The organism is Brevibacterium rongguiense (genome assembly GCF_009857845.1).
GTDB classification, from domain to species: Bacteria; Actinomycetota; Actinomycetes; order Actinomycetales; family Brevibacteriaceae; genus Brevibacterium; species Brevibacterium rongguiense.
Genome location: NZ_WWEQ01000007.1, coordinates 29,048 through 54,050, shown reverse-complemented (window position 1 = coordinate 54,050; position 25,003 = coordinate 29,048). Strand labels below are relative to the sequence as shown.

At 73.9% G+C, this 25,003-nt stretch carries 25 protein-coding genes and 1 tRNA gene; 18 read left to right on the top strand and 8 right to left on the bottom strand.

Going from position 1 to position 25,003, the window contains the following annotated elements:
• The first annotated feature begins 205 nt into the window (after nt 1–205).
• Nucleotides 206–1,516 carry a bifunctional o-acetylhomoserine/o-acetylserine sulfhydrylase gene (locus GSY69_RS02905; RefSeq protein WP_160952391.1) on the top strand — a complete coding sequence of 437 codons (1,311 nt, stop codon included), beginning with the start codon at nt 206–208 and terminating at the stop codon, nt 1,514–1,516.
• 5 nt (nt 1,517–1,521) lie between these two features.
• A complete protein-coding gene (gene metX / locus GSY69_RS02900) occupies nt 1,522–2,655 on the top strand; it encodes a homoserine O-acetyltransferase MetX (RefSeq protein WP_160952390.1) in 1,134 nt (377 codons plus the stop codon).
• Nucleotides 2,656–2,719: 64 nt separating this feature from the next.
• Here metX and GSY69_RS02895 read toward each other — a convergent pair whose 3' ends face one another.
• Both GSY69_RS02895 and GSY69_RS02890 read right to left on the bottom strand, forming a co-directional pair.
• Nucleotides 2,720–4,792, bottom strand: a complete 2,073-nt coding sequence (locus GSY69_RS02895; RefSeq protein WP_160952389.1) for an acyl-CoA dehydrogenase family protein — start codon at nt 4,790–4,792, stop codon at nt 2,720–2,722.
• Nucleotides 4,789–5,442 (bottom strand): TetR/AcrR family transcriptional regulator, encoded by a 654-nt coding sequence (locus tag GSY69_RS02890; protein WP_160952388.1) that lies wholly within the window; start codon nt 5,440–5,442, stop codon nt 4,789–4,791. The genes GSY69_RS02895 and GSY69_RS02890 overlap by 4 nt, the downstream gene beginning before the upstream one ends.
• Nucleotides 5,443–5,546: 104 nt before the next feature.
• Here GSY69_RS02890 and GSY69_RS02885 point away from each other — a divergent pair, with 104 nt between their 5' ends.
• From GSY69_RS02885 to GSY69_RS02860, 6 genes are all read left to right on the top strand, one after another.
• Complete coding sequence (locus GSY69_RS02885) at nt 5,547–6,830, top strand: acetyl-CoA C-acetyltransferase (RefSeq protein ID WP_160952387.1); 1,284 nt, start codon at nt 5,547–5,549, stop codon at nt 6,828–6,830.
• Entirely contained in the window at nt 6,827–8,209 is a 1,383-nt protein-coding gene (locus GSY69_RS02880) for a 3-oxoacyl-ACP reductase (protein ID WP_160952386.1), read from the top strand. Before GSY69_RS02885 ends, GSY69_RS02880 begins: the two co-directional genes overlap by 4 nt.
• Nucleotides 8,209–9,087 (top strand): MaoC/PaaZ C-terminal domain-containing protein, encoded by an 879-nt coding sequence (locus tag GSY69_RS02875; protein ID WP_160952385.1) that lies wholly within the window; start codon nt 8,209–8,211, stop codon nt 9,085–9,087. Before GSY69_RS02880 ends, GSY69_RS02875 begins: the two co-directional genes overlap by 1 nt.
• A 55-nt stretch (nt 9,088–9,142) precedes the next feature.
• A tRNA-Leu gene (locus tag GSY69_RS02870) sits at nt 9,143–9,230 on the top strand.
• Between the two features lie 110 nt (nt 9,231–9,340).
• Complete coding sequence (locus GSY69_RS02865) at nt 9,341–9,979, top strand: hypothetical protein (RefSeq protein WP_160952384.1); 639 nt, start codon at nt 9,341–9,343, stop codon at nt 9,977–9,979.
• Between the two features lie 35 nt (nt 9,980–10,014).
• On the top strand, nt 10,015–11,334 hold the full coding sequence (locus GSY69_RS02860) for a M20/M25/M40 family metallo-hydrolase (RefSeq protein ID WP_160952383.1): 1,320 nt from the start codon (nt 10,015–10,017) through the stop codon (nt 11,332–11,334).
• Nucleotides 11,335–11,527: 193 nt separating this feature from the next.
• Here GSY69_RS02860 and GSY69_RS02855 read toward each other — a convergent pair whose 3' ends face one another.
• Both GSY69_RS02855 and GSY69_RS02850 read right to left on the bottom strand, forming a co-directional pair.
• Nucleotides 11,528–12,502, bottom strand: coding sequence for a DMT family transporter (locus tag GSY69_RS02855; RefSeq protein ID WP_160952382.1), 975 nt, complete (start codon nt 12,500–12,502; stop codon nt 11,528–11,530).
• Between the two features lie 7 nt (nt 12,503–12,509).
• Nucleotides 12,510–12,713 carry a DUF5703 family protein gene (locus GSY69_RS02850; RefSeq protein ID WP_160952381.1) on the bottom strand — a complete coding sequence of 68 codons (204 nt, stop codon included), beginning with the start codon at nt 12,711–12,713 and terminating at the stop codon, nt 12,510–12,512.
• Between the two features lie 60 nt (nt 12,714–12,773).
• Between GSY69_RS02850 and GSY69_RS02845 the strand changes: the two genes are divergently transcribed.
• On the top strand, nt 12,774–13,505 hold the full coding sequence (locus GSY69_RS02845) for a histidine phosphatase family protein (RefSeq protein ID WP_160952380.1): 732 nt from the start codon (nt 12,774–12,776) through the stop codon (nt 13,503–13,505).
• 194 nt (nt 13,506–13,699) lie between these two features.
• Here the strand turns inward: GSY69_RS02845 and GSY69_RS02840 are convergent, their stop codons facing one another.
• Nucleotides 13,700–14,524, bottom strand: coding sequence for an undecaprenyl-diphosphate phosphatase (locus GSY69_RS02840; protein ID WP_160952379.1), 825 nt, complete (start codon nt 14,522–14,524; stop codon nt 13,700–13,702).
• A gap of 82 nt (nt 14,525–14,606) precedes the next feature.
• Between GSY69_RS02840 and GSY69_RS02835 the strand changes: the two genes are divergently transcribed.
• Nucleotides 14,607–15,521 carry an aldo/keto reductase gene (locus GSY69_RS02835; protein ID WP_160952378.1) on the top strand — a complete coding sequence of 305 codons (915 nt, stop codon included), beginning with the start codon at nt 14,607–14,609 and terminating at the stop codon, nt 15,519–15,521.
• 27 nt (nt 15,522–15,548) lie between these two features.
• Here GSY69_RS02835 and GSY69_RS02830 read toward each other — a convergent pair whose 3' ends face one another.
• Nucleotides 15,549–15,866, bottom strand: a complete 318-nt coding sequence (locus GSY69_RS02830; protein WP_160952377.1) for a hypothetical protein — start codon at nt 15,864–15,866, stop codon at nt 15,549–15,551.
• A 39-nt stretch (nt 15,867–15,905) separates the two neighbouring features.
• Here GSY69_RS02830 and GSY69_RS02825 point away from each other — a divergent pair, with 39 nt between their 5' ends.
• Genes GSY69_RS02825 through mshC form a run of 3 tightly spaced genes read left to right on the top strand, consistent with a single transcriptional unit; the run spans nt 15,906 to nt 18,594 of the window.
• On the top strand, nt 15,906–16,478 hold the full coding sequence (locus GSY69_RS02825) for a DUF3090 domain-containing protein (RefSeq protein ID WP_160952376.1): 573 nt from the start codon (nt 15,906–15,908) through the stop codon (nt 16,476–16,478).
• Nucleotides 16,475–17,308, top strand: coding sequence for an SCO1664 family protein (locus GSY69_RS02820; RefSeq protein WP_268527907.1), 834 nt, complete (start codon nt 16,475–16,477; stop codon nt 17,306–17,308). Before GSY69_RS02825 ends, GSY69_RS02820 begins: the two co-directional genes overlap by 4 nt.
• A 29-nt stretch (nt 17,309–17,337) precedes the next feature.
• Nucleotides 17,338–18,594 (top strand): cysteine--1-D-myo-inosityl 2-amino-2-deoxy-alpha-D-glucopyranoside ligase, encoded by a 1,257-nt coding sequence (gene mshC, locus GSY69_RS02815; RefSeq protein ID WP_160952375.1) that lies wholly within the window; start codon nt 17,338–17,340, stop codon nt 18,592–18,594.
• A gap of 6 nt (nt 18,595–18,600) precedes the next feature.
• Here mshC and GSY69_RS02810 read toward each other — a convergent pair whose 3' ends face one another.
• The gene (locus tag GSY69_RS02810; protein WP_160952374.1) at nt 18,601–19,440 is read right to left on the bottom strand and encodes a proteasome assembly chaperone family protein; all 840 of its coding nucleotides are present in this window, start codon (nt 19,438–19,440) and stop codon (nt 18,601–18,603) included.
• 22 nt (nt 19,441–19,462) lie between these two features.
• Here GSY69_RS02810 and GSY69_RS02805 point away from each other — a divergent pair, with 22 nt between their 5' ends.
• Complete coding sequence (locus GSY69_RS02805; protein WP_160952373.1) at nt 19,463–20,146, top strand: HAD family hydrolase; 684 nt, start codon at nt 19,463–19,465, stop codon at nt 20,144–20,146.
• On the opposite strand, the gene GSY69_RS02800 is transcribed toward GSY69_RS02805, so the two are convergent.
• A complete protein-coding gene (locus GSY69_RS02800) occupies nt 20,109–20,933 on the bottom strand; it encodes a RecB family exonuclease (protein WP_160952372.1) in 825 nt (274 codons plus the stop codon). The two genes, GSY69_RS02805 and GSY69_RS02800, sit on opposite strands and share 38 nt — an antisense overlap.
• A 43-nt stretch (nt 20,934–20,976) precedes the next feature.
• On the opposite strand from GSY69_RS02800, the gene GSY69_RS15115 reads away from it, so the two are divergent.
• From GSY69_RS15115 to arc, 4 genes are read left to right on the top strand one after another with little or no spacing between them, the layout of a single operon-like run.
• Nucleotides 20,977–21,483, top strand: a complete 507-nt coding sequence (locus GSY69_RS15115) for a zinc metalloprotease (protein WP_328698737.1) — start codon at nt 20,977–20,979, stop codon at nt 21,481–21,483.
• Complete coding sequence (locus GSY69_RS02795) at nt 21,480–22,136, top strand: zinc metalloprotease (RefSeq protein ID WP_328698741.1); 657 nt, start codon at nt 21,480–21,482, stop codon at nt 22,134–22,136. The genes GSY69_RS15115 and GSY69_RS02795 overlap by 4 nt, the downstream gene beginning before the upstream one ends.
• A gap of 51 nt (nt 22,137–22,187) precedes the next feature.
• Nucleotides 22,188–23,270, top strand: coding sequence for a tRNA (adenine-N1)-methyltransferase (locus GSY69_RS02790; RefSeq protein WP_160952371.1), 1,083 nt, complete (start codon nt 22,188–22,190; stop codon nt 23,268–23,270).
• Nucleotides 23,267–24,985, top strand: coding sequence for a proteasome ATPase (arc, locus tag GSY69_RS02785; RefSeq protein WP_202410762.1), 1,719 nt, complete (start codon nt 23,267–23,269; stop codon nt 24,983–24,985). Before GSY69_RS02790 ends, arc begins: the two co-directional genes overlap by 4 nt.
• Nucleotides 24,986–25,003 lie beyond the last annotated feature (18 nt).

Genomic DNA, 25,003 nt, shown 5'->3' with positions numbered 1-25,003 from the left:
CCGCCCGGCCGGTTCACCCGAGCTCCACCGCACCCGGCAGGGCGCAAACCCGGCGCCCGCCCCTGTGACGCCCCATGACGCCCGGTGACGCGCGCATGACGAACCCGCCGGGGCGCCTCGGCGGCCTCTCCTAGCGTGCGTGGTGTCGGGCACGCGCATCCGCGTGCCGCAGCCCAAGCCACACCGCCACAGCGAGGAGCCCCTCATGAGCGACCTGTCCTTCGAGACCCGCCAGATCCACGCGGGCCAGGAGCCCGATTCCGCCACCGGGGCGCGCGCCCTGCCCATCTACCAGACGACCTCGTTCGTCTTCGACTCCGCGCAGACCGCCGCGGACCGGTTCGCCCTGGCCGACCTCGGGCCCATCTACTCCCGGCTGGGCAACCCGACGCTCGAGGCGGTGGAGAACCGGATCGCGGACCTCGAGGGCGGCGTGGGCGCCGTGCTGACCGCCTCGGGCCAGTCCGCGGAGTTCCTCGCCCTCATCAACGTCCTGGGCGCGGGCGACCACGTGGTGGCGAGCCCCAGCCTCTACGGCGGGACGTACAACCTCCTCGACGTCACGCTGCGCAAGCTCGGCATCGAGACGACGTTCGTGACAGACCCCAGTGACCTCGAGGCGTGGCGGGACGCCCTGCGGCCGGAGACCCGTGCGCTCTTCGGCGAGGTCGTGTCCAACCCGCGCTCCGACGTCCTCGACATCGCGGGCGTCGCCCAGATCGCCCACGAGGCGGGCGTGCCGCTCATCGTCGACAACACGCTGGCCACCCCGTACCTCGTGCGGCCCATCGAGCACGGCGCGGACGTCGTCGTCCACTCGGCCACGAAGTACCTGGGCGGCCACGGCACCGCGATCGCCGGGGTCATCGTGGACTCGGGCAACTTCGACTACACGGCCGAGCCGGAGAAGTTCCCGGGCTTCAACACGCCCGACGAGTCCTACAACGGCATCGTCTTCGGGCGGGACCTGGGCGCCGACTCCGCGTTCGGGGCCAACGTCTCCTACGCGATCAAGGCCCGCGTCCAGCTGCTGCGCGACCTGGGGCCGGCCGCCTCGCCGTTCAACGCGTTCCTCCTCAGCCAGGGACTCGAGACGCTGAGCCTGCGCATCGAGCGCCACGTCGCCAACGCCGAGCGCATCGCGGCCTACCTCGAGGCCCACGAGCAGGTGGAGTCCGTCAACTACGCCGGGCTGGCCTCGAGCCCGTGGCACGGCCTGGCGCAGAAGTACCTGCCCCGCGGCGTCGGCTCGGTGCTGGCCTTCGAGATCGCCGGCGGCTACGACGCCGCGGTGGCCTTCGTCGACGCGCTCGAGCTGCACTCCCACGTCGCGAACATCGGCGACACCCGCTCGCTCGTCATCCACCCCGCCTCCACCACCCACTCCCAGCTGGGGGAGCAGGCGCAGGCGGCCTCCGGGGTCACCCCGGCGCTCGTGCGGCTCTCGGTGGGCCTCGAGGGGGCCGATGACCTCATCGCCGACCTCGAGAAGGGCTTCGCCGCCGCCCGCGGCTGAGTTCCATGGCACTGAGTGTGCACACCTCCGCCGTGGACCTCGGCGCGTTCCGCCTCGAATCGGGACAGCGGCTGCCGGCCGTCCACCTGGCCTACGAGGCCTACGGGCGCCTGAATGCGGCGGGCACGAACGCCGTGCTCGTCGAGCACGCGCTCACCGGCGACTCGCACGTGGCCTCGGCGGGCGTGGACGGCAGCGGGGCGTTCGCGCCGGGGTGGTGGGAGGCCGTCGTGGGCCCCGGCCGCGCGATCGACACCGACGAGTTCTTCGTCGTGTGCGCCAACACGCTGGGCGGCTGCTCCGGGAGCACGGGCCCCGCGAGCACCGCCGCCGACGGGCTGCCCTACGGTTCGCGCTTTCCCCGCGTGGGCATCCGGGACATGGCGCGCGCGGAGCTCGCCCTGTCCGATGCGCTGGGCATCGAGCGCTGGCACGCGGTGATCGGCGGGTCGATGGGCGGCGCCCGCGCCCTGGAGCTCGCGCTGCTCGCCCCGCAGCGGGTCGCGCGGGCGGGGATCCTCGCCGCACCCGCCTACTCGCAGGCCGACCAGATCGCCTGGGCCCACGCCCAGCTCCGCGCGATTCGCATGGACCCCGACTACTGCGGCGGGGACTACGCGGCGCTCGGCCGGTGCCCGGCCGCCGGGCTGGGCCTCGCCCGCCAGATCGCCCACCTCACCTACCGGGCGGACGCGGACCTCAACGAGCGCTTCGGTCGCGACCTCCAGCCCGGTGCGAGCGCGGAGGCGGGTGCGCGCGCAGGGGCCGTTCCGAGTGCGGGGGCCGGGGCGCCGGGCGCCTACGCGATCGAGAGCTATCTCGACTATCAGGCGAACAAGCTCGTGGCCCGCTTCGATGCGAACTCCTACGCGGTGCTCACGGCCGCGCTGCGCGATCACGATGTGCGCCGCGGGCGCTCGGCCGACCTCGCCGAGGCACTGGCCGGCGCGCGCTGCCGGTTCTCCGTGGCCGCCCTGTCAAGCGACCGGCTCTACCCGCCGGGCCAGGTCGAGCAGCTCGCCCAGGCGCTGCCCGGCCGGGTGGACTACGCGCTCATCGCCACCGCCGCCGGCCACGACGGCTTCCTCACGGAATCGCACGCGGTGGGCGAGGTGCTCGCCGCGCTGCTCGCTCACTGAGCCGCCCGGCCCGCCGGAGCGCGGCGTCCGGACCCTCTCCGGTGGCGACCACTGCCAGCGGGGCTCAGGATTTCTGGGCGCCCTTGGCCGCCTTCGCCTCGGCCTTCCGGCGGCGGTGGAGGACCTTCTCGTCGACCGGGGCATCGGCCTTGGCCCGCTCGCGGCGCAGGTACTCCGCCGCCTCCTCCTGGCGCTCGGCCTCGGCGCCCTCGGCGATCGCGGAGCGGCGCTGGGCCGGGCCGTAGCCGAACGCGCCCACGAGCTCCGCGGCGTTGTCGCGCAGCTTGCGGCACAGGCGGTCGATCGCCGGGCCGATCTGGCGGGCGCGGGCCATCGACAGGCGGCCGAACATGATGTGCCAGCCGATGTGCTCCTCGATGAGGCTGAGCCCGAAGAGGTCGCGGATGCGCCGGAGCACCTTCGCCTCGCTCGGGTGGGCCTTCGCATCCACCGCGTGCATCGCCTCGTTGAGCGCCTGCCACTTGAGCAGCTCGACGTAGGCCTGGGCGGCCTCGATGAGCGCGTGCTGGTTGTCGTTGAACAGCGCGGCCGCTGTGGCCGGGTCCGCCTTGGCCGCCGGGCGCAGGTCCTGGGCGACCTGCGCGACCATCGACTCGACGCGGCTGGCCAGCAGGGCCTCCTGCATCTTGCCCGAGCGGATCCGCGAGGCGTTGAGCGCCGGGGTGAACAGATCGCCGATCGTGCGCCCCACATTGGCCAGGCCGGAGCGGTAGAGGGAGTACTCCGCGGCCTGGGAGCCGATGAGGCGCGCCGCGCCGCCGAAGTCGATGTGGCGCAGCTCCTCCGAGTAGTCGCCCAGCAGGCGCTTGCCCACGAGCTGGAGCAGGACCGTGTTGTCGCCCTCGAACGTCGCGAAGACATCGAGGTCCGCGTGGAGGCCGACGAGGCGGTTCTCCGCCATGAAGCCGGCCCCGCCGCAGGCCTCGCGGCACACCTGGATCGTGTCGAGCGCGTTCCACGTCGTCATCGCCTTGAAGCCCGCGGCCTCGGTCTCGAGGCGCTGCTGGGCGGCCTCCGAGTCATCGGCGCCGGAGAAGACGGCCTGGAAGCTCTCCAGCAGCTTCTCGTGGGCGAAGGCATCGGCGTAGGCGCGGGCCAGGCGCGGCATGAGCCTACGCTGATGGCGGCCGTAGTCGAGGAGCACGGTCTCCGCGTCGCCCGCGCCGCTGAACTGGCGGCGCTCGAGCCCGTAGCGGATCGCGATGTCGAGGGCGAGCTTCTCCGCCACCGTCGCCGCGCCGTCCAGCGACACGCGGCCCTGGACAAGGGTCGAGAGCATCGTGAAGAACCGGCGGCCGGGGGACTCGATGGGGGAGGAGTAGACGCCGTCCGCGTCCACGGCGCCGTAGCGGTCGAGCAGGTTGGTGCGCGGGACGCGCACGTGGTCGAACGCGATGCGGCCGTTGTCGACGCCGGGCAGGCCGCCCTTGTACCCGTCGTCCTCGAACGACACGCCGGGCATGGGCGCCCCGTCCTCATCGCGCACCGGCACGAACAGCACGTGCACGCCGTGGTCCACCCCGTCGACGATGAGCTTGGCGAAGACGACGGCGGCCTGGGCGTGGCAGGCGGCGTTGCCGATGTACTCCTTCGTCGCCGCGCGGAACGGGGTGTGGAGGACGAACGAGTCATCCGCGGGATCGTACAGGGCCGTGGTGCCCAGGGAGGCGACGTCGGAGCCGTGGCCGATCTCGGTCATCGCGAAGCTGCCGAGCAGCTCGCCCTTGAGGGCGGGGAGCAGCCACTTCGCCTGCTGCTCGGCGTTGCCCAGGTGCTGGATGGCGCCGCCGAAGAGCCCGAACTGCACGCCGGCCTTGATCTGGAGGCTGGGCGAGCTGGCCACGAGCTCCTCGAAGCCCGACACGTAGCCCGCGTGGTCGTTCTTGCCGCCCGCGTCCACGGGCAGCGGCAGCTGCGTCATGCCGGAGTCGACGACGTGGTGGAGCGCGTCCTTCGTCGCCTCGCGCTTCTGGTCGAGAGTGAGGTCGTCGGGCAGGTGCGCGTCGGCGTGCTCGGCGACCTCGCGGCCACGGTGGCGCTTGTCCGCGTGGGGGCCGTCGAGGAGCGCGCCGAGGAAGCCCGTGTCGAGGTCGAGCCGGTGGTTCGCAGCGGTCATGGTGTCCTCCTTGGGGACGTGGCGGTTGCGTGTGCGTGCGTGGGCCGCCCGGCCGGTGCCGGCGCGGAGGCGGCGAGCCAGTCGGCGACCCGGCCGGCGAAGGCGGGCAGGTCGGCTGGGGCGTGGAGCCACTGGTCGGTGGCGGCGCGCACGAAGCCGATGGCGCCGCAGCCCCAGAGCACCTCGGTGGGCTCGGTGAGGCCCAGCCGCTCGCAGAGCAGGCCGGTGATGTCGGCGAAGAAGCCGCCGCCCGGGGCCTCGTCGCCCGACGGCGGCTCGTCCGTGGCGGCGACGGCGGGGTTGCAGAACCGGTAGACGTCGGGCCCGGCGGCCGCGAGCTCGGCGTACGCGCTGATCATCGCGTAGAGGACGGCGCGCGGGCTGCTGTCGGGCGCCTCGGCCTCCTGGAGGCGGCGGCGGATCGTGCTCATCGCCCATTCGCCCATGGCCAGGCGCAGGCCCCGGCGGTCGCCGAAGTAGCGGTAGAGGACCGGCTTCGAGGTGCCCGAGTACTGCGAGATCTGCTCCATCGTGACGTCCTCGCCGAAGGCGGCGATAGCCGCGCGCACGGCGCGGAGCAGCTCGCGCCGGCGCTCGCGGCGATGGCTGTCCCAGCGGGTGGCGCGGCCGTCCCGTCCTGTCGAACTCATGTTACGAACCGTACCAGGAAGAATCGCGGGCCGGGACGCACATCACGCCGGCAGAACTGGCTGGTACTGTTCGTCACAGATAAACCCATCGACCTGGAGGCACCGTGACCCGCAGAGCACTCATCCTCGGGGGCAACCGCACCCCGTTCGCCCGCTCGAACAAGGAATACTCGCACGCGTCCGAGCGCGATCTCCTCACCGCCGCGCTCGACGGCCTCGCCGCCCGCTACGGCCTGGCCGGCGAGCGCATCGGCGAGGTCGCAGGCGGCGCGGTCATCAAGCACCCGCGCGACATCAACCTCACCCGCGAGGCCGTGCTCGGCTCCGCCTTCGCGCCCACCACCCCCGCCTACGACGTGGGCATGGCGTGCGCCACCGGCCTCGAGGCGATCCTGGGCATCAGCAACAAGATCCGCCTGGGCCAGCTCGAGTCCGGCATCGGCGGCGGTGCGGACTCCACCTCGGACGCCCCCCTCGTGCTGGGCGACAACGCCCGCACCGCACTGCTCGACGCGATGCGCGCCAAGACCGCCGCGCAGAAGCTCAAGGCGTTCGCCCGCCTGCGCCCGGCCGACCTCGCGCCCCAGGGCCCCGGCGCCGGCGAGCAGCGCACCGGCAAGTCCATGGGCGAGCACCAGGCCATGACGACCCTCGAGTGGGGCATCTCGCGCCAGGCCCAGGACGAGCTCGCCGCCCTGTCCCACCAGCGCGCCGGCAAGGCGTGGGACGAGGGGTTCTTCGCCGACCTCGTCACCCCGTTCCTGGGCGTGTCGCGCGACACGAACCTGCGCCCCGACTCCACCGTGGAGAAGCTCGGCAAGCTCAGCCCGGTCTTCGGCACGAAGCTCGACGGCGAGGCCACGATGACCGCCGGCAACTCCACGCCGCTGACCGACGGCGCCTCGGCCGTGCTGCTGGGCTCCGACGAGTGGGCCGCCGAGCACGGCCTCACGCCGCTGGCGCAGATCGTCGACGCGGAGGCCGCCGCGGTGGACTTCGTCTCCGGCGCCGAGGGCCTCCTCATGGCCCCCGCCTACGCGGTGCCCCGCCTGCTGGCCCGCAACGGCCTGACCTTCGCGGACTTCGACGTCGTGGAGATCCACGAGGCGTTCGCCGCAACCGTGCTGTGCCACCTCGCTGCCTGGGAGAGCGAGGAGTACTGCCGCGAGCGGCTCGGCCTCGACGGCCCCCTGGGCTCGATCGACCGCGACAGGCTCAACCCGCTGGGCTCGTCCCTGGCGGCGGGCCACCCGTTCGCCGCGACCGGCGGGCGCATCGTCGCCCAGGTCGCCAAGTACCTGCACGCGACCGGCAAGCAGCGCGCACTCATCTCCATCTGCGCCGCCGGCGGAGAAGGACTCGCAGCGATCGTGGAGGCAGCCAAGTGAGCGATACGTACCTCGACCTCGTCAACGGACCCCTGCGCGGGATCGCGAAGAAGCTCGGCCTGCCCGCGCCCGTGCCGCTGCGCCGCTTCAGCGCCGACGACCCGCAGCACGGCTACCTGGCCGAGCCCGTCCTCGTGGCGGGCTCCACCCCCGGCGCCGAGGCGCTGGCCGGCCTGCTCGTCGACGCGGGCTTCTCCGTCCAGCGCGCCGCCGATCCCGGCCAGCGCTACAGCGCGATCATCGCCGCCTACGACGGCGCGCAGACCCCGGCCGACCTGCAGGATGCGACGCTCGCCGTCGGCACCGCCCTGCGCGGGCTCGTCACCTGCGGTCGCGTCATCACGCTCTCCGATGCCCCGGCAACGGCCGATGAGGCCGCCGTGGCGCCCGTCGACCCGGCCCTCAACGCCGCGCGCGGCGGCGTGACCGGCATCCTGCGCTCCGCGGCCCACGAGATGCGCTCGGGCAGCACCGCCAACGGCATCCTGCTCGACGGCGTCGGCCCCGAGGCGCCCTCCGTCGCCGCGGCGCTGTGGTTCCTGCTCTCGGCGAAGTCCGCCTACGTCTCCGGCCAGTTCCTCACGGTCGACTCCGAGCGCGGCCGGCGCATCGGCGCCGCCGACTTCGCCGCCACCGGCGACTCCGCGGCCGCGCCGCTGGCCGGGCGCGTCGCCGTCGTCACGGGCGCGGCCCGGGGCATCGGCGCCGCGATCGTCGAGGTGCTGCGCCGCGACGGCGCCCAGGTCTACGGCGTCGACGTCCCGGCCGCGGGCCAGGCGCTGGCCGACACGATGAACCGGGTGCGGGGCACGGCCATCCAGGCCGACATCACCGCCCCCGACGCCGCGGACACGATCGCCGCCGCCGTCGGCCGGCCCATCGACATCCTCATCCACAACGCGGGGATCACGCGCGACAAGATGCTTGCGAACATGGACGCCGGGCGCTGGTCCTCCGTGCTGGGCGTCAACGTTCTCTCCCAGCTGCGCATGGACGACCGGCTCGACGAGCTGGGCGCGTGGGGCGATGCCCCCCACGTCGTCTCCCTGGCCTCCACCTCCGGGATCGCGGGCAACCGCGGGCAGACGAACTACGCGGCCTCCAAGGCCGGCGTCATCGGGATGGCCGCGGCCGCCGCGGACTCGTTCGCGCGCCGCTCGGGCAGCATCAACGCCGTGGCCCCGGGCTTCATCGAGACGGAGATGACGAAGAAGATGCCCGTGCTCACCCGCCAGGTGGCCCGTCGCCTGTCGAGCCTCGCCCAGGGCGGGCTGCCGCGCGACGTCGCGGAGGCGATCGCATTCCTCGCCTCGGACGCCGCCGCCGGGATCAACGGGCGCACGCTGCGCGTGTGCGGCCAGAACATGGTGGGCGCCTGATGGGCGGGCAGGGCGCGAACGAGCGCACCCCGGCCCGCGCCTCGGCGGGCGCAACCTACGCGCGTGCCCTGCGCGGGCTGCTGCCCGGGCGGGGCGCGCCGAGCGCCCACGTCCCCGCGCGCACGATCGTGGCCGACACCGTGCTCGACCCGCTGGCCGTCTCACGGTTCGACACCGTCGTGGACGCGCCGGTGCGCGACACCGTCTCACCGGCCTACCTCCACACGCTCGGGTTCGCGCCGAGCCTGGAGCTCATGACGGACCCCGGCTTCGGGCTGCCCGTGCTCGGCATGGTCCACGTGCGCAACGCGTTCGCCCAGCTGCGGCCGGTGCGCGTGGGTGAGGAGGTCCGCGCGGAGGTGAGCCTGTCGCCCCTGCGCGCGGTGCACAACGGCACCGAGGTCGACATCCTCGTGGCCGGCAGCGTGGACGGCGAGCCCGTCTTCACCGAGTCCTCCACGTACCTGGCGCGGGGCAAGACGGTGCCCGGGGCGGCCGCGGGGCAGCCCGCCGAGCGGATGGCGATGCCCGACGGGCTGACGGCCACCGCGCTGTGGCGGCTGCCGCGGGGCATCGGGCCCGCCTACGCCCGCGTGTCCGGGGACTACAACCCCATTCACGTGAGCGTGCTGGCCGCTAAGGCGTTCGGCTTCCGCTCGACGATCGCGCACGGGATGTACACGGCCGCGCGCGCCTTCGCCGCCGCGGACCCGCGCCTGGACGCCTTCGACTGGACGGTGCAGTTCGCCAGCCCGCTCACGCTGCCCGGCACCGCCGGCTACGCGCAGTTCGACCGGGACGCCGCGGGGTTCTCGACCGCCGTCTTCAGCCCGTCCAAGGGCAAGCCGCACGTCCTCACCCGCGTGCAAAAGCGCTGATCAGGCACGGATTTGGCACCCGGCCAGCGGGCGTGTATTGTTCTATCCGTTGCCTGCGCGGGTGGCGGAATAGGTAGACGCGCTAGCTTGAGGTGCTAGTGCCCCAATTAGCGGGCGTGGGGGTTCAAGTCCCCCTCCGCGCACAGGACGGCGAAGGGCCCCGGCGAATCGATTGATTCGCCGGGGCCCTGTCTCCTGTCGGGGCCCTGTCTCCTGTCAGGGAGCCCGTGGACAGCGCAGTTAGGCTTGGCCCATGCCCAGCCCGCAGACCGTGCCCGCCGCCGCCACCGCCGTGCGGTTCCTCTACGCCGCCGGGGCGGGGCTGCCCTCCGCCGGCCCGGAGGCGGCTGGGGCCGCGCTGCCGGAGGCCGAGGCGCGCGTCATCCGCGCGGCACTCGTGCGCCAGGGCGCGGACCAGGCGCAGGCCGAGGCGCTGCTGAGCGAGCTCGCCGCCGGCGCCGCCGCCGCGGCCGAGGTCATCGCGGCGGGCGAGGCGAGCCCGCTGAGCGCCGAGGCCTACGATGCCGCGCGCGCTGCCTGGCTGACCGCCCACGGCATGAGCGCGCGCTCGGGTCTGCGGACCTGGCCGCCCACCTCGCAGACCGTCCGGGCCCTGTTGGGCGCCCAGTACTGGAACGATGCGATGACCGCGGTGGGCCTGCCGGCCTCCGGGCGCGGCCGGCAGCGGGGCAACACCCGCTTCTCCGCCGCGGACTACGCCGAGGCGATGCACGACTTCCTCGCAGCGGCGGGGTCCAGCGCGCCGTTCGCGGCCTATGCCCCCTGGGCCAAGGGCGAGGCGAGCGCGGGCCGGCCCCGCCCCTCGGGCGCCGCCGTGCGCAAGCAGTTCGGCTCGTGGTCGGCTGCGAAGGCGGCGGGCGCGCCTCGCTAGACTGCCGGGGGGATCCCCACCGACGGAAGGCAGCCATGGCAGAGCAGACGCAGACCCACCCGGCCGCGCAGGACGAGGTCGTGCGCATCGCGCAGGAGCTCATCCGCATCGACACCCAGAACTGGGGCGACAACCGGGCCAATCCCGAGCGCCCTGCGGCCGACTACATCCAGCGGCTCTTCGCCGAGGTGGGCCTCGAATCCGTCATCGAGGAGTCCGCCCCCGGCCGGGCCAACCTCGTCGCCCGCATCCCCGGCAGCGATCGGAGCGCCCCCGCCCTCGTCGTCCACGGCCACACCGATGTGGTGCCGGCCGCCGCCGAGGACTGGAGCGTTGACCCCTTCGCGGGTGAGATCCGCGACGGCATGCTGTGGGGCCGCGGCGCGGTAGACATGAAGGACATGGACGCGATGATCATCGCGAACGTGCGCGCGATGATGCGCGAGGACATTGTGCCCCGGCGCGACCTCATCATCGCGTTCTTCGCCGACGAGGAGGCCGGCTCGACGTACGGCTCGCGCTACATGGTCGAGCACCACCCGGAGCTGTTCGCCGGTGCCACGGAGGCGATCTCCGAGGTGGGCGGGTACTCCGTGGAGGTGCGCGGCCAGCGCATCTACCTCGTCCAGACCGCCGAGAAGGGCATCGAGTGGGTCAAGCTCGTCGCCCACGGCACCGCCGGGCACGGCTCCCAGGTCAACCGCGACAACCCCGTCGTCACGCTCGCCGCGGCGATCGCGCGCATCGGCGCCCACGAATGGCCGGTCGAGCTGCCGCGGGCCACCCAGGACCTGCTGCGCGGCGTCGCCGAGCTCACGGGGATCGACTTCGCCCCGGAGAACTACCAGGCGCTGCTCGACGAGCTGGGCTCGGTGCAGAAGTTCGTCGGGGCGACGTTCGCGACCTCGGCCAACCCCACGGTGCTCGACGCCGGCTACAAGCACAACGTCATCCCCGGCACCGCCGAGGCGCTTGTGGACTGCCGCACGCTGCCGGGCCGGTCCGAGGACGCGCTGCTCACGCTCAAGGAGCTGGCGGGGGAGAACGTCGACGTCGTGCCGCTGCTCAGCGGCATCGCGCTCGAGACGCCCTTCGAGGGCTCGCTCGTCAACCAGATGATCGCGGCGCTCAAGGCCGAGGATCCCGGCGCCGACGTCATGCCCTACGCCCTGTCCGGCGGCACGGACAACAAGCAGCTGGCCCGCCTGGGCATCACCGGCTACGGCTTCGCGCCGCTGCGCCTGCCCGCCGAGCTCGACTTCCCGGCGATGTTCCACGGCGTCGATGAGCGCGTCCCGCTCGACGCGCTGGACTTCGGCACCCGGGTGCTCGGCCGGTTCATGCGCGAGGCCTGAGCCGCGCCCGAGGCGGGGGCGGGCAGGCCGCCGCCCTGCGCCTCGGGCCCGGCCCGGGAGGGGACCGGCGCTTCGGTGCGGGCGGGGCCATCGCCCGGGCAGTCGGGCCGCCCATCCGGCGGCTGCGGCCGACCGGGGGCTCCGACCGCACTTCGGGCGGCGCCTCAGCGGCTCGGTTCGCCCCTCCTGCGGCTCAGCGCAGGCGGCCCAGGGGGCGGCCGGGCACGGAGGCCACGCACACGCCCACGAGCACGAGACCCATCGCGATGAGCGTGGAGGGGGCCAGCGCCGTCGCGGCGCTGCCGGTGATGACGTCCGTGACGAGCGAGCCGGCGAGATTGCCGAAGAGCGTCGTAAGGCTGAGCAGCAGGACGCCCAGCCGCGCGACCGTGAGGGTCGACACGCCGATGAAGACGACGCCGAGTACGCCGCCGATGAGCGTCCACCACTGCGCGGGCAGCTCGGGCGCGCCCCGCACGGGAGTGCCGGTCGCGAGCACGAGCGCCGAGCACACGGCCAGGAAGACCGTGCCCACGAGGAAGTTCGTGAACGTCGCCGCGGCGGCGGAGTTCGCCGCCGCCTTGAGCCGCCCGTTGAACGCCTGTTGGAATGCGGTACCGACGCCGGCGATGAGGGGCAGCAGGGGCGCCCACCAGGCGATGCCCTGCCCGAAGACCCCCGCGGAGGAGACGACCACACCGGCCAGCACGATCCCCGTCCCGGCCAGGCGTGGCAGCGTCGGATGCCGGCGCCCGCCCGGGGGCAGGTCCGTGTTGTCGACCAGCAGCGCCCCGCCCAGCTGGCCGCACACGAACGCCATCGTGAAGATCGAGACCCCGAAGAGGGGGACGGTGAGCGACTGCGAGATGACGATGAGCGAGCCGCCCACCCCGCCCAGCAGCATGAACCAGGGGAACTGCCCGGCGGCCACGAGGCGCCGGGCGCGCCCGATCCCGCGGCGCGCGCTCGGCCATGCCGCGCACACGACGCTGAGGACGGCGAGGCCCCCGGCGAACGAGACGGTGGCGGCGAGGATGCCCGAGCCGACGATCCCGGCGAGCACGCCGTTCGAGTGGCCCTGCACGGCCATGGCCGAGCCGGCGATCATGGCGGCGGCGGCCGCGAGGACGGCGGCGAGGGGGGAGTCGCGGACGGGAGCGGCGCTCACGGGCGGCTCAGGCGGTGCGCTCGACGCGCACGATGCGCCGGCGCAGCCAGTGCGTGCGCACACCGCCCATGCCGATGCGGGTCCGGGCCAGCTCCCAGCGGCCGTATTCCGCGGCCTCGGTGAGCGCCTGCTTGGCCTCGCCGCGCGGGGTGTCGCGGGTGAAGCGCACGGTCCTGAACTCGTACTCCATGGCGGCGCGGGTCCGCTTCATACGGCCTCCTCGATCGGATGAACCCGAGCACTCTACCAGCCGGTCGGCTAGCCTGGGCCCATGGTCCGAATCATCGCCGTGCGCCACGGCCAGACCGGTGCGAACGTCGCGGGAGTGCTGGCCGGCCGGCTGCCCGGCGTCGAGCTCACCGCCGCGGGACGGGCCGATGTGCTCGCACTCGGCCGCCGCTTCCCGGTGTCCTCCGCGGCGATCCTCGCGCATTCGACGGTGGAGCGCTGCGCCGTGACGTCCGGGCTGCTCCTCGAGTCCGTCAGCGCCGCGCAGGTGCGCGCCGAGCCCGCCTTCGACGAGGTCGACTACGGCGCCTGGTCGGGGCGCACGCTGGCCGAGCTCGGGGCGCTCGACGAGTGGCGGCTGGTCGCCCGTCAGCCCTCCAGAGTCGTGTTCCCGGGCGGCGAGGCGCTGGCCGTCGCCGCCGCCCGGGCGCGGGCCGGCGTCGCGGCGCTCGCGGCCGAGCTGCGCGACCTGCGGGCCGGCGATGAGAGCGGTGCGAACGGCGCCCCGAATGGCAGCGGCGGCGGCGGGGGAGCGGGCGGCGCGGTCGGCATCGTCGTGAGCCACGGTGACATCATCAAGGCGATCCTCGCCGATGCGCTCGGCATGGACCTCGACGACTTCCAGCGCATCGCGGTCGCGCCGGGCTCCTACAGCATCATCGACTACCCCGACGATCCCTCCGTGCCCCATGCCCACCCGACCGTCGCGGCGATGTCCGTGACCGCCTCGGGCACGGCCGGCAGCGCCCAGCTGGGCGGCGGGGACGGCGCGTAGCACCGCAGCGCATCCGGGCGGCGCCCCGCGCGGGGTGAGGGCCGAACGCCCGCTGGGGCACGCACGGAGAGCCCGCAGCGCCGGCCGAACGGGCCCAGGGCGCGGGCCCAGTGTGCCCGGGGTACCGGCCCCGTGCGCTCACGCCCCCGCCCACGCACCCGAACTGCCGGCCGAGCAGCCGGCGCGGGCGCGGCTCAGGCGGTGAGGACGCCGGTGCCGAGCAGCAGGAAGAGCAGCAGGCCCAGGGCCACCCGGTACCACACGAAGATCGCGAACGACTTCGTCTCGATGAAGCGCAGGAAGCCCACGATCACGGCGTAGCCCACGGCGAACGACACGATCGTGGCGAACGCGGTGGGGCCCCAGCCCAGCGACGAGGGCTCGCCGATCGCCTTGTACACGCTGTAGAGGCCGGAGGAGAGCACCGCGGGGATCGCGAGGAGGAACGAGTAGCGGGCAGCGGACTCCCGGGTGAAGCCCATGAGCCTGCCGCCGGTGATGGTGCCGCCGGAGCGGGAGACGCCCGGGATGAGCGCGAGCGCCTGGAACAGGCCGAACGCGACGCCCTGGCCCCACGTCATCTGCCCGAGCGTGCGGTCCTGGCGGCCGAACCGGTCGGCCAGGCCCAGGATGATGCCGAAGACGATGAGCATCGAGGCGACGACCCACAGGCTGCGCAGCGTCGTCTCGATCGCGTCCTGGAACAGCAGGCCCAGCACGCCGATCGGGATCGACCCGGCGATGATGAGCCAGCCCATGCGCACCTCGGGGTCGCGCCGGTCGTGCCGGCCCACGAGCGCCCGGCACCACTTCGTGATGATCGCGACGATGTCGTCCCAGAAGTAGACGAGCACCGCCGCCTCGGTGCCGATCTGGATGATCGCGGTGAAGAAGGCCCCGGGCTCGCGGCCGGGCATGAGGAACTCGCCGATGATGCGCAGGTGCGCCGACGAAGAGATCGGCAGGAACTCCGTGAGCCCCTGCACCACACCCAAGATGCCCGCTACGAGCCAGTCCATAGTCTCCTCTTCCGTGCCCGCGGCCGGCGGTCGCGCGGCCGTAGGCCAGCGTAGGGCCTCGAATCGGGTAACCTCAACAGACATGCAGGTCAATCGCGTCGGTCACAGCGGATTCTTCGCCTCCGAGCTCACCCTGGGCGCGTTCGACTGGGGCCGCGGCGTCGCTGCCGGCACCGCGCAGGAGCTGGTGGACGGCTATGCCCGGGCCGGCGGCACGCTCATCGAGATCCCCGCCTTCCAGTCCCCGGCCGCCGAGGTCCTGGGCTCCCTCACCATCCCCAAGGGCGTGGGCATCGCCGCGCGCATCGGGATCGCCGGGCGGGGCGACGACGTGCGCATCAGCGCCGGGCGCGCCACCCTGCTCGACCAGGCTTCCCAGGTGCTCGACCGCCTGGGCCGCGACGCGCTCGACCTCGTCATCCTCGACGCCTTCGATCCCGTTACCCCGCTCGCGGAGACCGCCGGGGCCCTGACCCGCCTCGTGGAGTCCGGCCGGGCGCACTACGCCGCGGCGGCCCACTGCACGGGCTGGCAGCTCGCCGCCCTGTGCGGCGCGGGCGCCCCGCTCGTCGCCGCGTGGGCCGAGGCCTCGCTGCTGGCCCGCGACGCGGAGGCCGAGCTCGCACCGGCAGCGGAGTACCTGGGGCTGGGCGTGTTCGCGGGCGCGGCCCTGGGCCGCGGGGTGCTCACGGGGAAGTACGACTCGGGCACGCCGCAGAACTCGCGGGCAGCCGGGGCCGCCCGCGCCTATGTCGAGCCCTACCTCGAGGACGGCCCGGGCCAGGTGGTCGCGGGTGCGGCGCGCGCCGCGAGCGCGCTGGGGGCCAGCCCCCTCGATGTGGCGCTGGCCTGGAACCGGTCGATGGGGTGGGCGAGTTCGGCCGTCGCGCCGCGCACCCCGGCCCAGCTGGAGGAGATCCTCGCCTCCGAGCTCGTCCTCGAGCCGGAGATCCGCGATGCCCTCGATCAGATCTCCGCGCCGGACGGCCTGGTCTAGCCTGCATCGGGCAGCGCCCCGGCGGGCTCAGTCCTCGTCGTCGTCCTGCTCGTCGGCCTCGTCAGCGTCCTCGCCGAGGTCCACCTGGTCGTCGAACTCATCGTCGTCGTCCTCGTCGTCGCCGTCCTCGCGGGCATCCTCGACATCGTCGAAGAGCTCGAACGGGGTGACCTCGTCATAGGCGGTGTAGAGGGCGTCCTCGTAGAGCTCGAACGCATCGGCAAGCGCCATATAGGCCGCCTGGACGCGCGGGTCCGTATCGGAGCTGCGGTGCGCCGCGGCCGCGAAGTGCTGGCGGACGGCGCTGAGGAACTCTTCGAGTGCGACTGCCGGATCCTGGCTCATGGCCCCATTGTAGCCCGCCTCGGGCGCTAGGCTTGAGCCATGGCCTCCCGCAGCTTCGACTTCTCCCATCCCGACCGCTTCGTCGTCGGCACCGTCGGCCTGCCCGGCAAGCGCACATTCTTCCTCCAGGCCGTCGGCGACGGCAGCGTGGTCACCGTGACCCTGGAGAAGGAGCAGGTGGAGATGCTCGGCGAGCGGATGAACGAGCTCCTCGACATGGTCCGCGCCCGCGGCGGTGCCGGCCGGGCGGTGCCCGCCGCGGCGGATCCGGAGCTGGCGGACAACGCCGGACTCGAGATGCCCGTGGACCCCGAGTTCCGGGTGGGCACCATGAGCCTGGGCTGGGACACGGCCGAGGACCACCTGCTCGTCGAGTGCCTCGAGCTCACCGCCGAGGACACCGAGGCCGGGGTCACCGCCGACCCCGAGGACGATGCCGAGGACGAGAAGCGCGCCGCGCTGCGCGTCATCCTCACCGGGCCGGCCGCACGCGAATTCGCCCGCCGCGCGGACCAGGTCGTCAGCGCCGGGCGCGCCGACTGCCCGTTCTGCGCCCTCCCGCTCGACCCGGAGGGCCACCTCTGCCCCCGCGCCAACGGCATTCCGCGGTGAGCCGGGCCCCCGCGGCCGGCGAGCGGGCCCGCGCGGCACGGGACCTGCTCGCCCGGGGCGAGCTCACGGACCTGGGCCGGATCCCCGGCGCCTCCAACGACACCCGCCTCGTGCTCGCCGCCCTGGGCCCCACGGTCCGCCGCGCGGTCTACAAGCCCATCGCCGGCGAGCGGCCCCTGCACGACTTCCCCGCCGGCAGCCTCGCCGGCCGCGAGGCCGCCGCCGCGGTCCTCGACGCTCAGCTGGGCACGGACGTCGTGCCGCCCACTGTGCTGCGCGCAGACGCCCCGCTGGGCCCCGGCTCCCTCCAGGCCTACGTGGAGCCGGACCCGGACGCCGCCGAGCCCGTGGGCGTCTTCGCCCCGGCCGAGGTGCCAGCCGGGTGGGCGCCCGTGTTCGCCGCGCAGACCGAGGACGGCGCCGAGGTGCTCGTCGCCCACGCGCCCTGGGAGCGGCTGCGGGCCCTCGCGTTCTTCGACGCGCTGGCCAACAACGCCGACCGCAAGGCCAGCCACATCGTGGCCGGCGACTTCGCCTTCTCACCCGCCCAGCCGCGCCTGTGGGCGATCGACAACGGGCTGTGCTTCCACGCGGAGGACAAGGTGCGCACCGTCCTGTGGGGCTTCGCCGGGGCGCCGCTGAGCGCGGCGGAGACCGCGGCCACGCAGCGCGCTGCGGACCCGGACGGGGCTGCGGCCCGTGAGCTCGCAGGGCTGCTGGCGGCCCCGGAGATCGCAGCGCTCCAGGCCCGCGCCCGCGCGCTGCTGGCCGCGGGCGCGCTGCCGGAGCCGCCCGCGCACCGCTACCCGATTCCCTGGCCGCCGCTGTAGGGTCCGAGTCCAGCCCCTATGCTGGGCGGGTGAGAGATTGGTCGGCACCCCAGGTCCCTGCCCTCGACGACGCGGGCATCAAGCCCGCCGTCTACAGCACCTCCGCGCAGGGGGAGGTGCAGCCGGTGGGGGAGGACGGGCCCGCCCGCCTCTACGTGTGCGGAATCACCCCCTACGATGCGACGCACCTGGGGCACGCGGCCACGTACGTCGCCTTCGACCTCCTCGTGCGCGCCTGGCGCGATGCGGGCGTCGACGTGGTCTACGTGCAGAACACGACGGACATCGACGACCCGCTCCTCGAGCGCGCCGCGGCCACCGGGGTGGACTGGCGCGAGCTCGCCGAGTCCCAGATCGAGCTCTTCCGCACGGACATGGAGGCGCTGCGCGTCATCCCGCCGCAGGCGTTCGTGGGCGCGGTGGAGTCCATCCCCCAGATCGCGGAGGGCGTCGAGGCCCTCCTGGCCTCCGGCGCGGCGTACACGCTGCCCAGCGGGGACGTCTACTACCGCGTCGCCACGCCCGTCGAGCCGCCCTTCGGCTCCGAGTCCCACTACGACGCCCAGGAGATGGCGCGCACCTTCGCCGAGCGCGGGGGAGACCCGGACACCCCCGGCAAGGAGGATCCGCTCGATGCCCTCCTGTGGCGCGCGGCGCGCCCGGACGAGCCCAGCTGGCCCGGGGGCGGCCTGGGGGCGGGCCGGCCGGGCTGGCACATCGAGTGCGCGCTCATCGCCCGCGACCACGCCGGCCTGCCGCTGAGCGTCCAGGGCGGCGGCTCGGACCTCATCTTCCCCCACCACGAGATGGGCGCCGCCCACGCCGAGGCGCTCACCGGCATCCCGTTCGCCCAGGCCTACGTCCACACGGGCATGGTGGGCTACGAGGGCGAGAAGATGAGCAAGTCGAAGGGCAACCTCGTGCTCGTCTCGAAGCTGCGCGCCGCGGGCGAGGACCCGATGGCGATCCGCCTGGCGCTGCTGGCCCACCACTACCGCAGCGACTGGATGTACGACGATGCGGTCCTCGCCACGGCCAAGCAGCGCCTGGCCGCGTGGCGCACCGCCGCCGCGCGCGGCTCGCGCACCCCCGCGGCGCAGGTCAGCGCCGCGATCCGGGCCGCCCTGGCCGCGGACCTCGACGCCCCGGCCGCACTTGCGGCCGTGGACGGCTGGGCCGCCGAGGCCCATCCTGCCGATGCCCATGCCGAGGGCGCGGGCGCGGATGCGGCCCGCGTGGTCCGGGCTGTCGACGCGCTGCTGGGCGTCGACCTCGCGGGCTCCTGAGGGGGGCTACTTGCCGCCGTCGCGGCGGCGGCGCTCCAGGTAGCGCTCGAACTCGCGGGCGATGACCTCGCCGGAGGCCTCCGGCAGCTCGCTGGCGTCCATCGCACCGGCGAGCGCCTCGACGTGCTCGGCCAGGTCCTCGTCCTCGGCGACGAGCGCGTCGGTGCCCGTCTCCCAGGCGCGGGCTTCCTCCGTGAGCGCGCGCTGGGCGACGACGAGGCCCGTGACGTCCTCGAACGCGCTCAGCAGCGCGAGCACCGCCTTGGGCGAGGGCGAGGCGCCGGCGTAGGCGGGCACGGCGACCCACTGCGAGACCGTCGGGATCGCGCGTTCGAGCAGCATCGTCGAGAGCACCCCCGTGATGCCCGAGGGGCCCTCGTACTCGGAGGCGAAGACCGTCTCGTCGTCGACCAGCTCCGCGTCCTCCGACGTCGTGGAGACCGGCAGCGGGCGCACGTGGGGGACATCGGCCAGCAGGGCGCCCAGCAGGACGACCCTGTCCTCGGCGCTGAGCGCACCGCACAGCTGGCCGGCGAACTCCTGCCACCGGAAGTTCGGCTCGAAGCCGATGATGACGAGCGCCTCGAGCGCTGTGCCGGGCACCGTGCCCCGGTAGAACGAGCAGGCCGGCCACACGAGCTCGGGCCTGCCGTCCTCGTCGCGCACGGTCAGCGGGCGCATGACGGTGTAGTCGTAGAACGCCTCGTCCGTGAGGATGCCCGCCAGCTCCAGGCCCCACTCCTCGACGAGGTGGCGGGCGGTGTCCGAGGCGGCGTCCGCGGCATCGTTCCAGCCGCGGAAGCTCATGACGACGAGGCGGCCGCTGGCACCGGGCAGAAAGCTCATGGGCCAAGACTACGCTGAGGCCATGGATCCCTTCCGAAGCTATGCCGCGGTGCTCTGGGACATGGACGGCACGCTCGTCGACACCGAGCAGTACTGGATGGCCGCGGAGGGCCGGCTCATGGCCGCCCACGGCCTCCCGTGGTCGCACGAGCAGGGGATGCTCATGGTGGGCAACGAGCTGCTGGTCTCCGCGCAGATCATGCGCGAGCACGGCCTGGAGCTGCCGGCCGAGGCGATCGTCGAGCACCTCCTCGACGCCGTCATCGCCCAGGTCCGCGCGCACGTGCCCTTCCGGCCCGGCGCCCGTGAGCTGCTCGCGGACCTCGCGGCCGCCGGGGTCCCGTGCGCGCTCGTGACGATGTCCTACCGCAGGCTCGCCGAGGCCGTGGTCGCGGCCTGCCCGCCCGGTTCGTTCGCCGCGCTCATCGCCGGCGACGAGGTGCCTGCCGGCAAGCCCGATCCCGCCCCCTATGTGCTCGGCGCCCACGCGCTGGGGCTCGAGCCCGGCCAGTGCATCGCGCTCGAGGACTCCGTGCCGGGCCTCGCGAGCGCCGAGGCGGCGGGCACGCGGGCCATCGGCATCCCGCACCTCGTGCCGCTCGAGCCCGCGCCCGGCCGCATCCTGGTGCCCACGCTCGCGGGACTCGACGCCCGCGGCCTGGAGGAGCTCAGCCGGCCAGCAGGTCGCGGCCCGCGATCCGGGTGATCGGCGGCGCGGGCGGGGGAGTGCCGCCCCACGCGGGGCACAGCGGCTTGAAGTGGCACCAGCCGCACAGCGGGGACTTGCGCGGGCGCCACGTCCCGGACTCCGCACTGGCCGTGATGTCGGACCAGATGTCGAGGACCTCCGCCTCGGTGCGCTCCACGTCCGCCAGCTGCGGGTGCATCGCCTTGACGCTGCCGGAGCCCAGGTACATGAGCTGGAGCGTGTGGGCGAGCTCGCCGTCCGTGCGGTAGCGCAGCAGCGCGTAGAAGCGCATCTGGAAGTCCGCCTCGCGGGAGTACTGCGGCGTGGGCTGCTTGCCGGTCTTGTAGTCGACGAGGCGCACCTGGCCGCCCGGGGCCACGTCCACCCGGTCGATGAAGCCGCGCAGCACGAGCCCGTTGTCCAGGGGCGCGCTCACGAAGCTCTCCCGGGCCGCCGGCTCCAGGCGGTCGGGCAGCTCGAGCGAGAAGTACGTGCCCACGAGGGCGTCGGCCTGCGCGCGCAGCGCGACCCGCGCGGCCTCGTCGGGGAACAGCTCGGCGGCCTCGGCATCGCGCTCGAGCAGGCGCTCGAGCTCGGGTGCGATGAGCCCGCCGGCGGTCTCGCGGGTCCGCTGCGCGGCGGGGAAGTCGAAGAGGCGCTCGAGGATGGCGTGGACGAGCGTGCCCTTGAAGGCGGCCGGCGAGGGCGGCTCGGGCAGGCGGTCGACGGTGCGGAAGCGGAACTTCAGCGGGCACTGCACGAAGTCGTTGGCCCGCGAGGGCGAGAGCGCGAGGAGTTCGGCCATGCCGCCAACTCTAGCGAGGTGCACGGACGTTAGGATGGCCCCCATGCCTTCCTCCAGCGCGACGCGCAATCCCGGTGCGCCCCGCGGCCTCGTCGTCGGCCGCGTGTTCGGTGCGCCGATCGTGCTCGCCTGGTCCTGGTTCGTCGCCGCGGTCGTCATCACCGTCTTCTTCGCCCCGTGGATCATGCGCATGTCCCCGGGCCTGGGCTGGCCGCTGGCGTGGGGCATCGCGTTCGGCTACGCGGTGCTGCTGTTCTCCTCCGTCTTCCTCCACGAGCTCGCGCACGCGGTGGCCGGCCGCGCCAGCGGCCAGCAGGTCGCCGGCATCGAGCTCAACATCTGGGGCGGCTTCACCCAGTCTCCCCGCGCGCGGAGGAGGACACCCGCCGCGCGGCGACGACGAGCTTCATCGTCTCGATCGTGGGCCCCCTGGTCAACATCGTGCTGGCGGGGGCGGCCGTCTGGGGGCTCTATGCGCTGCCGCCGTGGACCGCGGGCTGGCTCCTGCTGCTCGCGGTGGCCGTCGCCAACGGGGCCCTGGGCGTCATGAACCTGCTCCCGGGCATCCCCCTGGACGGCGGCTGGGCGCTCCAGGCGCTTATCTGGCGCGCCACGGGCAGCCAGTACCGCGGCACGATCCTCGCCAGCTGGGCGGGCCGGCTCATCGCGCTGGCCTTCGTGTTCGCCGCGGTCGTCGTGCCCCTCCTCTCCGGTCAGCGGCCCGATCTCATCACCGTCGCCTGGACCACCGCGATCGCCGTCATGCTGTGGTTCTCCGCCGGCGATGCCGCGGCCCACGCGCGCCGCGCGCAGCGGATGGAGACCTACGACCTCGACCGGGTCATCCAGCCCGCGATCGCCGCGGCCTGGGACGCCGACGTCGACCAGACGCTGCGCGTGGCCGACGCCCAGCCCTCGCAGACCGCCACCCTCGTCGTCGTGCTCGACGCCCGCGGCCTGCCCTCGGGGCTGCTCGACCGCCGGGCGGCCTCCCGCGCCCCGGACCTCGAGGGCCGCCAGGTCCACGAGTTCATGCACCCCCTGGGGGCCTGGATCGGCGTGCCGCACTCCATCACCGCACCGCACCTCCTGGAGTCGCTCACGCACCGGCCCAAGGCGGCGTTCTGCCTCGTCATGGAGGGCAGCACGCTCACCGGGGTCATCGACCTCCAGGAGTTCTACGACGAGCTGCTCGCCGACTGAGCCGGGCGGGCGGCTGCCGGGCACCGCGGCGGGCCGACTAAGGTAGGCCAAATGACGTCTTCTCCCGTTGGGGCCGCCGACCGCCGCGGCCCGCTGCGCGCCGGCGACAAGGTCCAGCTCACGGACCCCAAGGGCCGGATGCACACGATCCTCCTCACCCCGGGCCAGGAGTTCCACACCCACCGCGGCATCATCGCCCACGACGACCTCATCGGGCGCCCCGAGGGCATCGTCGTGCACAACTCCGGCGACATCGCCTACCAGGCGCTGCGGCCCAGCTACGAGGACTTCGTCCTCTCCATGCCACGCGGGGCCGCCGTCGTCTACCCCAAGGACGCCGCCCTCATCGTGACGCTCGGCGACATCTACCCCGGGGCCACCGTGGTCGAGGCCGGCGTGGGCTCGGGCGCGCTCACGCTCGCGCTGCTGCGCGCCGTGGGCGACGGGGGCCGCCTGCACTCGTTCGAGCGCCGCGAGGAGTTCGCCGCGATCGCCCGCGGCAACGTGGAGGACTTCTTCGCCGGCCCCCACCCCGCGTGGGACCTCACGGTGGGCGACCTCGCAGCCGAGCTGCCCCGGGCCTTCGGGCCCGGCGAGGTGGACCGCGTCGTGCTCGACATGCTCGCGCCCTGGGAGTGCCTCGACGCGGTCTCCACGGCCCTTGCACCGGGCGGCACGCTCATCGTCTACGTCGCCACCGTGCCCCAGCTCTCGCGCACGGCGGAGGCCATCCGCGCCTCGGGCCGCTACGCCCAGGCCCACGCCTTCGAGTCCACCGTGCGCGACTGGCACCTCGAGGGGCTGGCCGTGCGGCCGGAGCACCGCATGATCGCCCACACGGGCTTCCTCCTCACCGCGCGCCTCCTGGCGCCCGGTGAGCGGCCGCTCGAGCGGCGCAAGCGGCCCCAGGGCACCGAGCCCAGCGCGGCCGATCGCGCCGCATGGGAATCCGGCGAGGTCACGGAGCGTTCCCTTGGACAGCGGGAGCCCACGCCCAAGAAGCTGCGCCGCGCGGTCCGGGACGCCGGCCGGCGCGGGCGCCACCTCGGCAGCGGCGCGCCAGCGGGCGACCCGCCCGCACCGGGCCCCGGCACCGCAGAGAACACTACAGGCACGAATCGGGAGGAAGCATGACACAGGCCTCGGACCGGAGCACGGACACCGAGCTCGACCGGCTGCGCAAGGACTCCGCGGCGCTGCGCCAGCAGCTGTTCACCGCGGGCCAGCGCAACGAGGCCCTGAGCAAGACGCTGCGCACAGCGCGCGAGGAGCTCGTGCGCATCCGCGGCGAGGCCGAGCGGCTCAGCGAGCCGCCGAACTCCTACGCCACCGTGCTCGAGGTCATCGAGCTCGCCGAGGGCGCGCACGTCCTCGACGTCCTCTACGCCGGGCGCCGGATGCGCGTGGCCATCGCCCCGGACCTCGACCTCGCCTCGCTCGTGCCCGGCATCGACGTGCGCCTGTCCGAGGGCCTCGTGGCCCTCGAGGCCGCGGACTACCCGCAGGCCGGCGCCGTCGCCACGGTGCGCGAGCGGATCGGCTCGGACCGCATCCTCGTGGGCGCTCCCGGCGACGACGAGCAGGTCTATCGGCTCACCGGCGCCCTGGCCGCCCAGGGCGTCCGGCCCGGCGATGCGGTGCTCGTGGACACCCGCACCCACTTCGCCGCGGAGAAGGTGGAGAAGCCGGAGGTCGCCTCACTGCTGCTCGAGACCGTCCCGGACATCTCCTACAGCGACATCGGCGGCCTGCAGGCGCAGATCGACATGATCCAGGACGCCGTCGAGCTGCCGTTCGAGCACCCCGAGCTCTACACTGAGCACGGCCTCAAGCCGCCCAAGGGCATCCTCCTCTACGGCCCTCCCGGCTGCGGCAAGACGCTCATCGCGAAGGCCGTGGCGAACTCGATCTCGCAGCGCCGCACGGGCCAGCCGCAGCGCTCCTACTTCCTCAACATCAAGGGCCCCGAGCTGCTCGACAAGTACGTGGGGGAGACCGAGCGCCAGCTGCGCCTCATCTTCTCGCGCGCCCGGGAGAAGGCCACCGCCGGCTCGCCCGTCGTCGTGTTCTTCGACGAGATGGAGTCGCTGTTCAGAACCCGCGGGACGGGCAAGTCCTCGGACGTGGAGACGACGATCGTCCCGCAGCTCCTCGCGGAGATCGACGGCGTCGAGCGGCTCGACAACGTGATCGTCATCGGCGCCTCGAACCGCGAGGACCTCATCGACCCCGCGATCCTGCGCCCGGGCCGGCTCGACGTGAAGATCCGCATCGAGCGCCCCGACGCGGCCGCCGCCGTCGACATCTTCTCGAAGTACCTCACCCCGGAGCTGCCCCTGCACCCCTCGGTGCTCGCGGGCTCGGACGGGCCCGAGGCCCGCCAGCGGGCCGTCGAGTCGCTCATCGAGCGCTGCGTCGAGCGCATGTTCGAACCCAGTGCCGCCAACGAGTTCGTCGAGCTGACCTACGCCGACGGCGGCCGCGAGCTCCTCCACTTCGCCGACTTCGCCTCCGGCGCGATGATCGCCAACGTCGTCGACCGGGCGAAGAAGCACGCGATCAAGTCGCTGCTGTCCACCGGCGAGCGGGGCATCCGCTGGGAGCACCTCGACCAGGCGATCGGCGAGGAGTTCCTCGAGCACGAGGACATGCCCAACTCGTCGAACCCGGACGAGTGGGCCCGGATCTCCGGGCGCAAGGGCGAGCGGGTCACCCACCTGCGGATGATCGACCACGAGCCCGCCGCGCCCGTCGTGCTCGAGCCCGCGGCCGAGCGCGGCCCGGCCGGCGCCTCGGCGCCGGAGGCGGGCGCGGCCGTCACCGGCACCCCGGACCCCACCGTGCTGTGAGGCCCGCGCGGCGCCGGC

Excerpts from the sequence above, each read along its gene's own strand:
- GSY69_RS15115 (WP_328698737.1), top strand. The coding sequence starts at position 20,977 with ATGCCTTCCTCCAGCGCGACGCGCAATCCCGGTGCGCCCCGCGGCCTC.
- GSY69_RS02800 (WP_160952372.1), bottom strand. The coding sequence starts at position 20,933 with ATGGCCGAACTCCTCGCGCTCTCGCCCTCGCGGGCCAACGACTTCGTG.
- GSY69_RS02805 (WP_160952373.1), top strand. The coding sequence starts at position 19,463 with ATGGATCCCTTCCGAAGCTATGCCGCGGTGCTCTGGGACATGGACGGC.
- GSY69_RS02895 (WP_160952389.1), bottom strand. The coding sequence starts at position 4,792 with ATGACCGCTGCGAACCACCGGCTCGACCTCGACACGGGCTTCCTCGGC.
- GSY69_RS02865 (WP_160952384.1), top strand. The coding sequence starts at position 9,341 with ATGCCCAGCCCGCAGACCGTGCCCGCCGCCGCCACCGCCGTGCGGTTC.
- GSY69_RS02905 (WP_160952391.1), top strand. The coding sequence starts at position 206 with ATGAGCGACCTGTCCTTCGAGACCCGCCAGATCCACGCGGGCCAGGAG.
- GSY69_RS02890 (WP_160952388.1), bottom strand. The coding sequence starts at position 5,442 with ATGAGTTCGACAGGACGGGACGGCCGCGCCACCCGCTGGGACAGCCAT.
- GSY69_RS02850 (WP_160952381.1), bottom strand. The coding sequence starts at position 12,713 with ATGAAGCGGACCCGCGCCGCCATGGAGTACGAGTTCAGGACCGTGCGC.
- GSY69_RS02845 (WP_160952380.1), top strand. The coding sequence starts at position 12,774 with ATGGTCCGAATCATCGCCGTGCGCCACGGCCAGACCGGTGCGAACGTC.
- GSY69_RS02840 (WP_160952379.1), bottom strand. The coding sequence starts at position 14,524 with ATGGACTGGCTCGTAGCGGGCATCTTGGGTGTGGTGCAGGGGCTCACG.
- GSY69_RS02860 (WP_160952383.1), top strand. The coding sequence starts at position 10,015 with ATGGCAGAGCAGACGCAGACCCACCCGGCCGCGCAGGACGAGGTCGTG.
- GSY69_RS02830 (WP_160952377.1), bottom strand. The coding sequence starts at position 15,866 with ATGAGCCAGGATCCGGCAGTCGCACTCGAAGAGTTCCTCAGCGCCGTC.
- GSY69_RS02825 (WP_160952376.1), top strand. The coding sequence starts at position 15,906 with ATGGCCTCCCGCAGCTTCGACTTCTCCCATCCCGACCGCTTCGTCGTC.
- GSY69_RS02875 (WP_160952385.1), top strand. The coding sequence starts at position 8,209 with ATGGGCGGGCAGGGCGCGAACGAGCGCACCCCGGCCCGCGCCTCGGCG.
- GSY69_RS02795 (WP_328698741.1), top strand. The coding sequence starts at position 21,480 with ATGAACCTGCTCCCGGGCATCCCCCTGGACGGCGGCTGGGCGCTCCAG.
- arc (WP_202410762.1), top strand. The coding sequence starts at position 23,267 with ATGACACAGGCCTCGGACCGGAGCACGGACACCGAGCTCGACCGGCTG.
- metX (WP_160952390.1), top strand. The coding sequence starts at position 1,522 with ATGGCACTGAGTGTGCACACCTCCGCCGTGGACCTCGGCGCGTTCCGC.
- GSY69_RS02810 (WP_160952374.1), bottom strand. The coding sequence starts at position 19,440 with ATGAGCTTTCTGCCCGGTGCCAGCGGCCGCCTCGTCGTCATGAGCTTC.
- GSY69_RS02835 (WP_160952378.1), top strand. The coding sequence starts at position 14,607 with ATGCAGGTCAATCGCGTCGGTCACAGCGGATTCTTCGCCTCCGAGCTC.
- GSY69_RS02790 (WP_160952371.1), top strand. The coding sequence starts at position 22,188 with ATGACGTCTTCTCCCGTTGGGGCCGCCGACCGCCGCGGCCCGCTGCGC.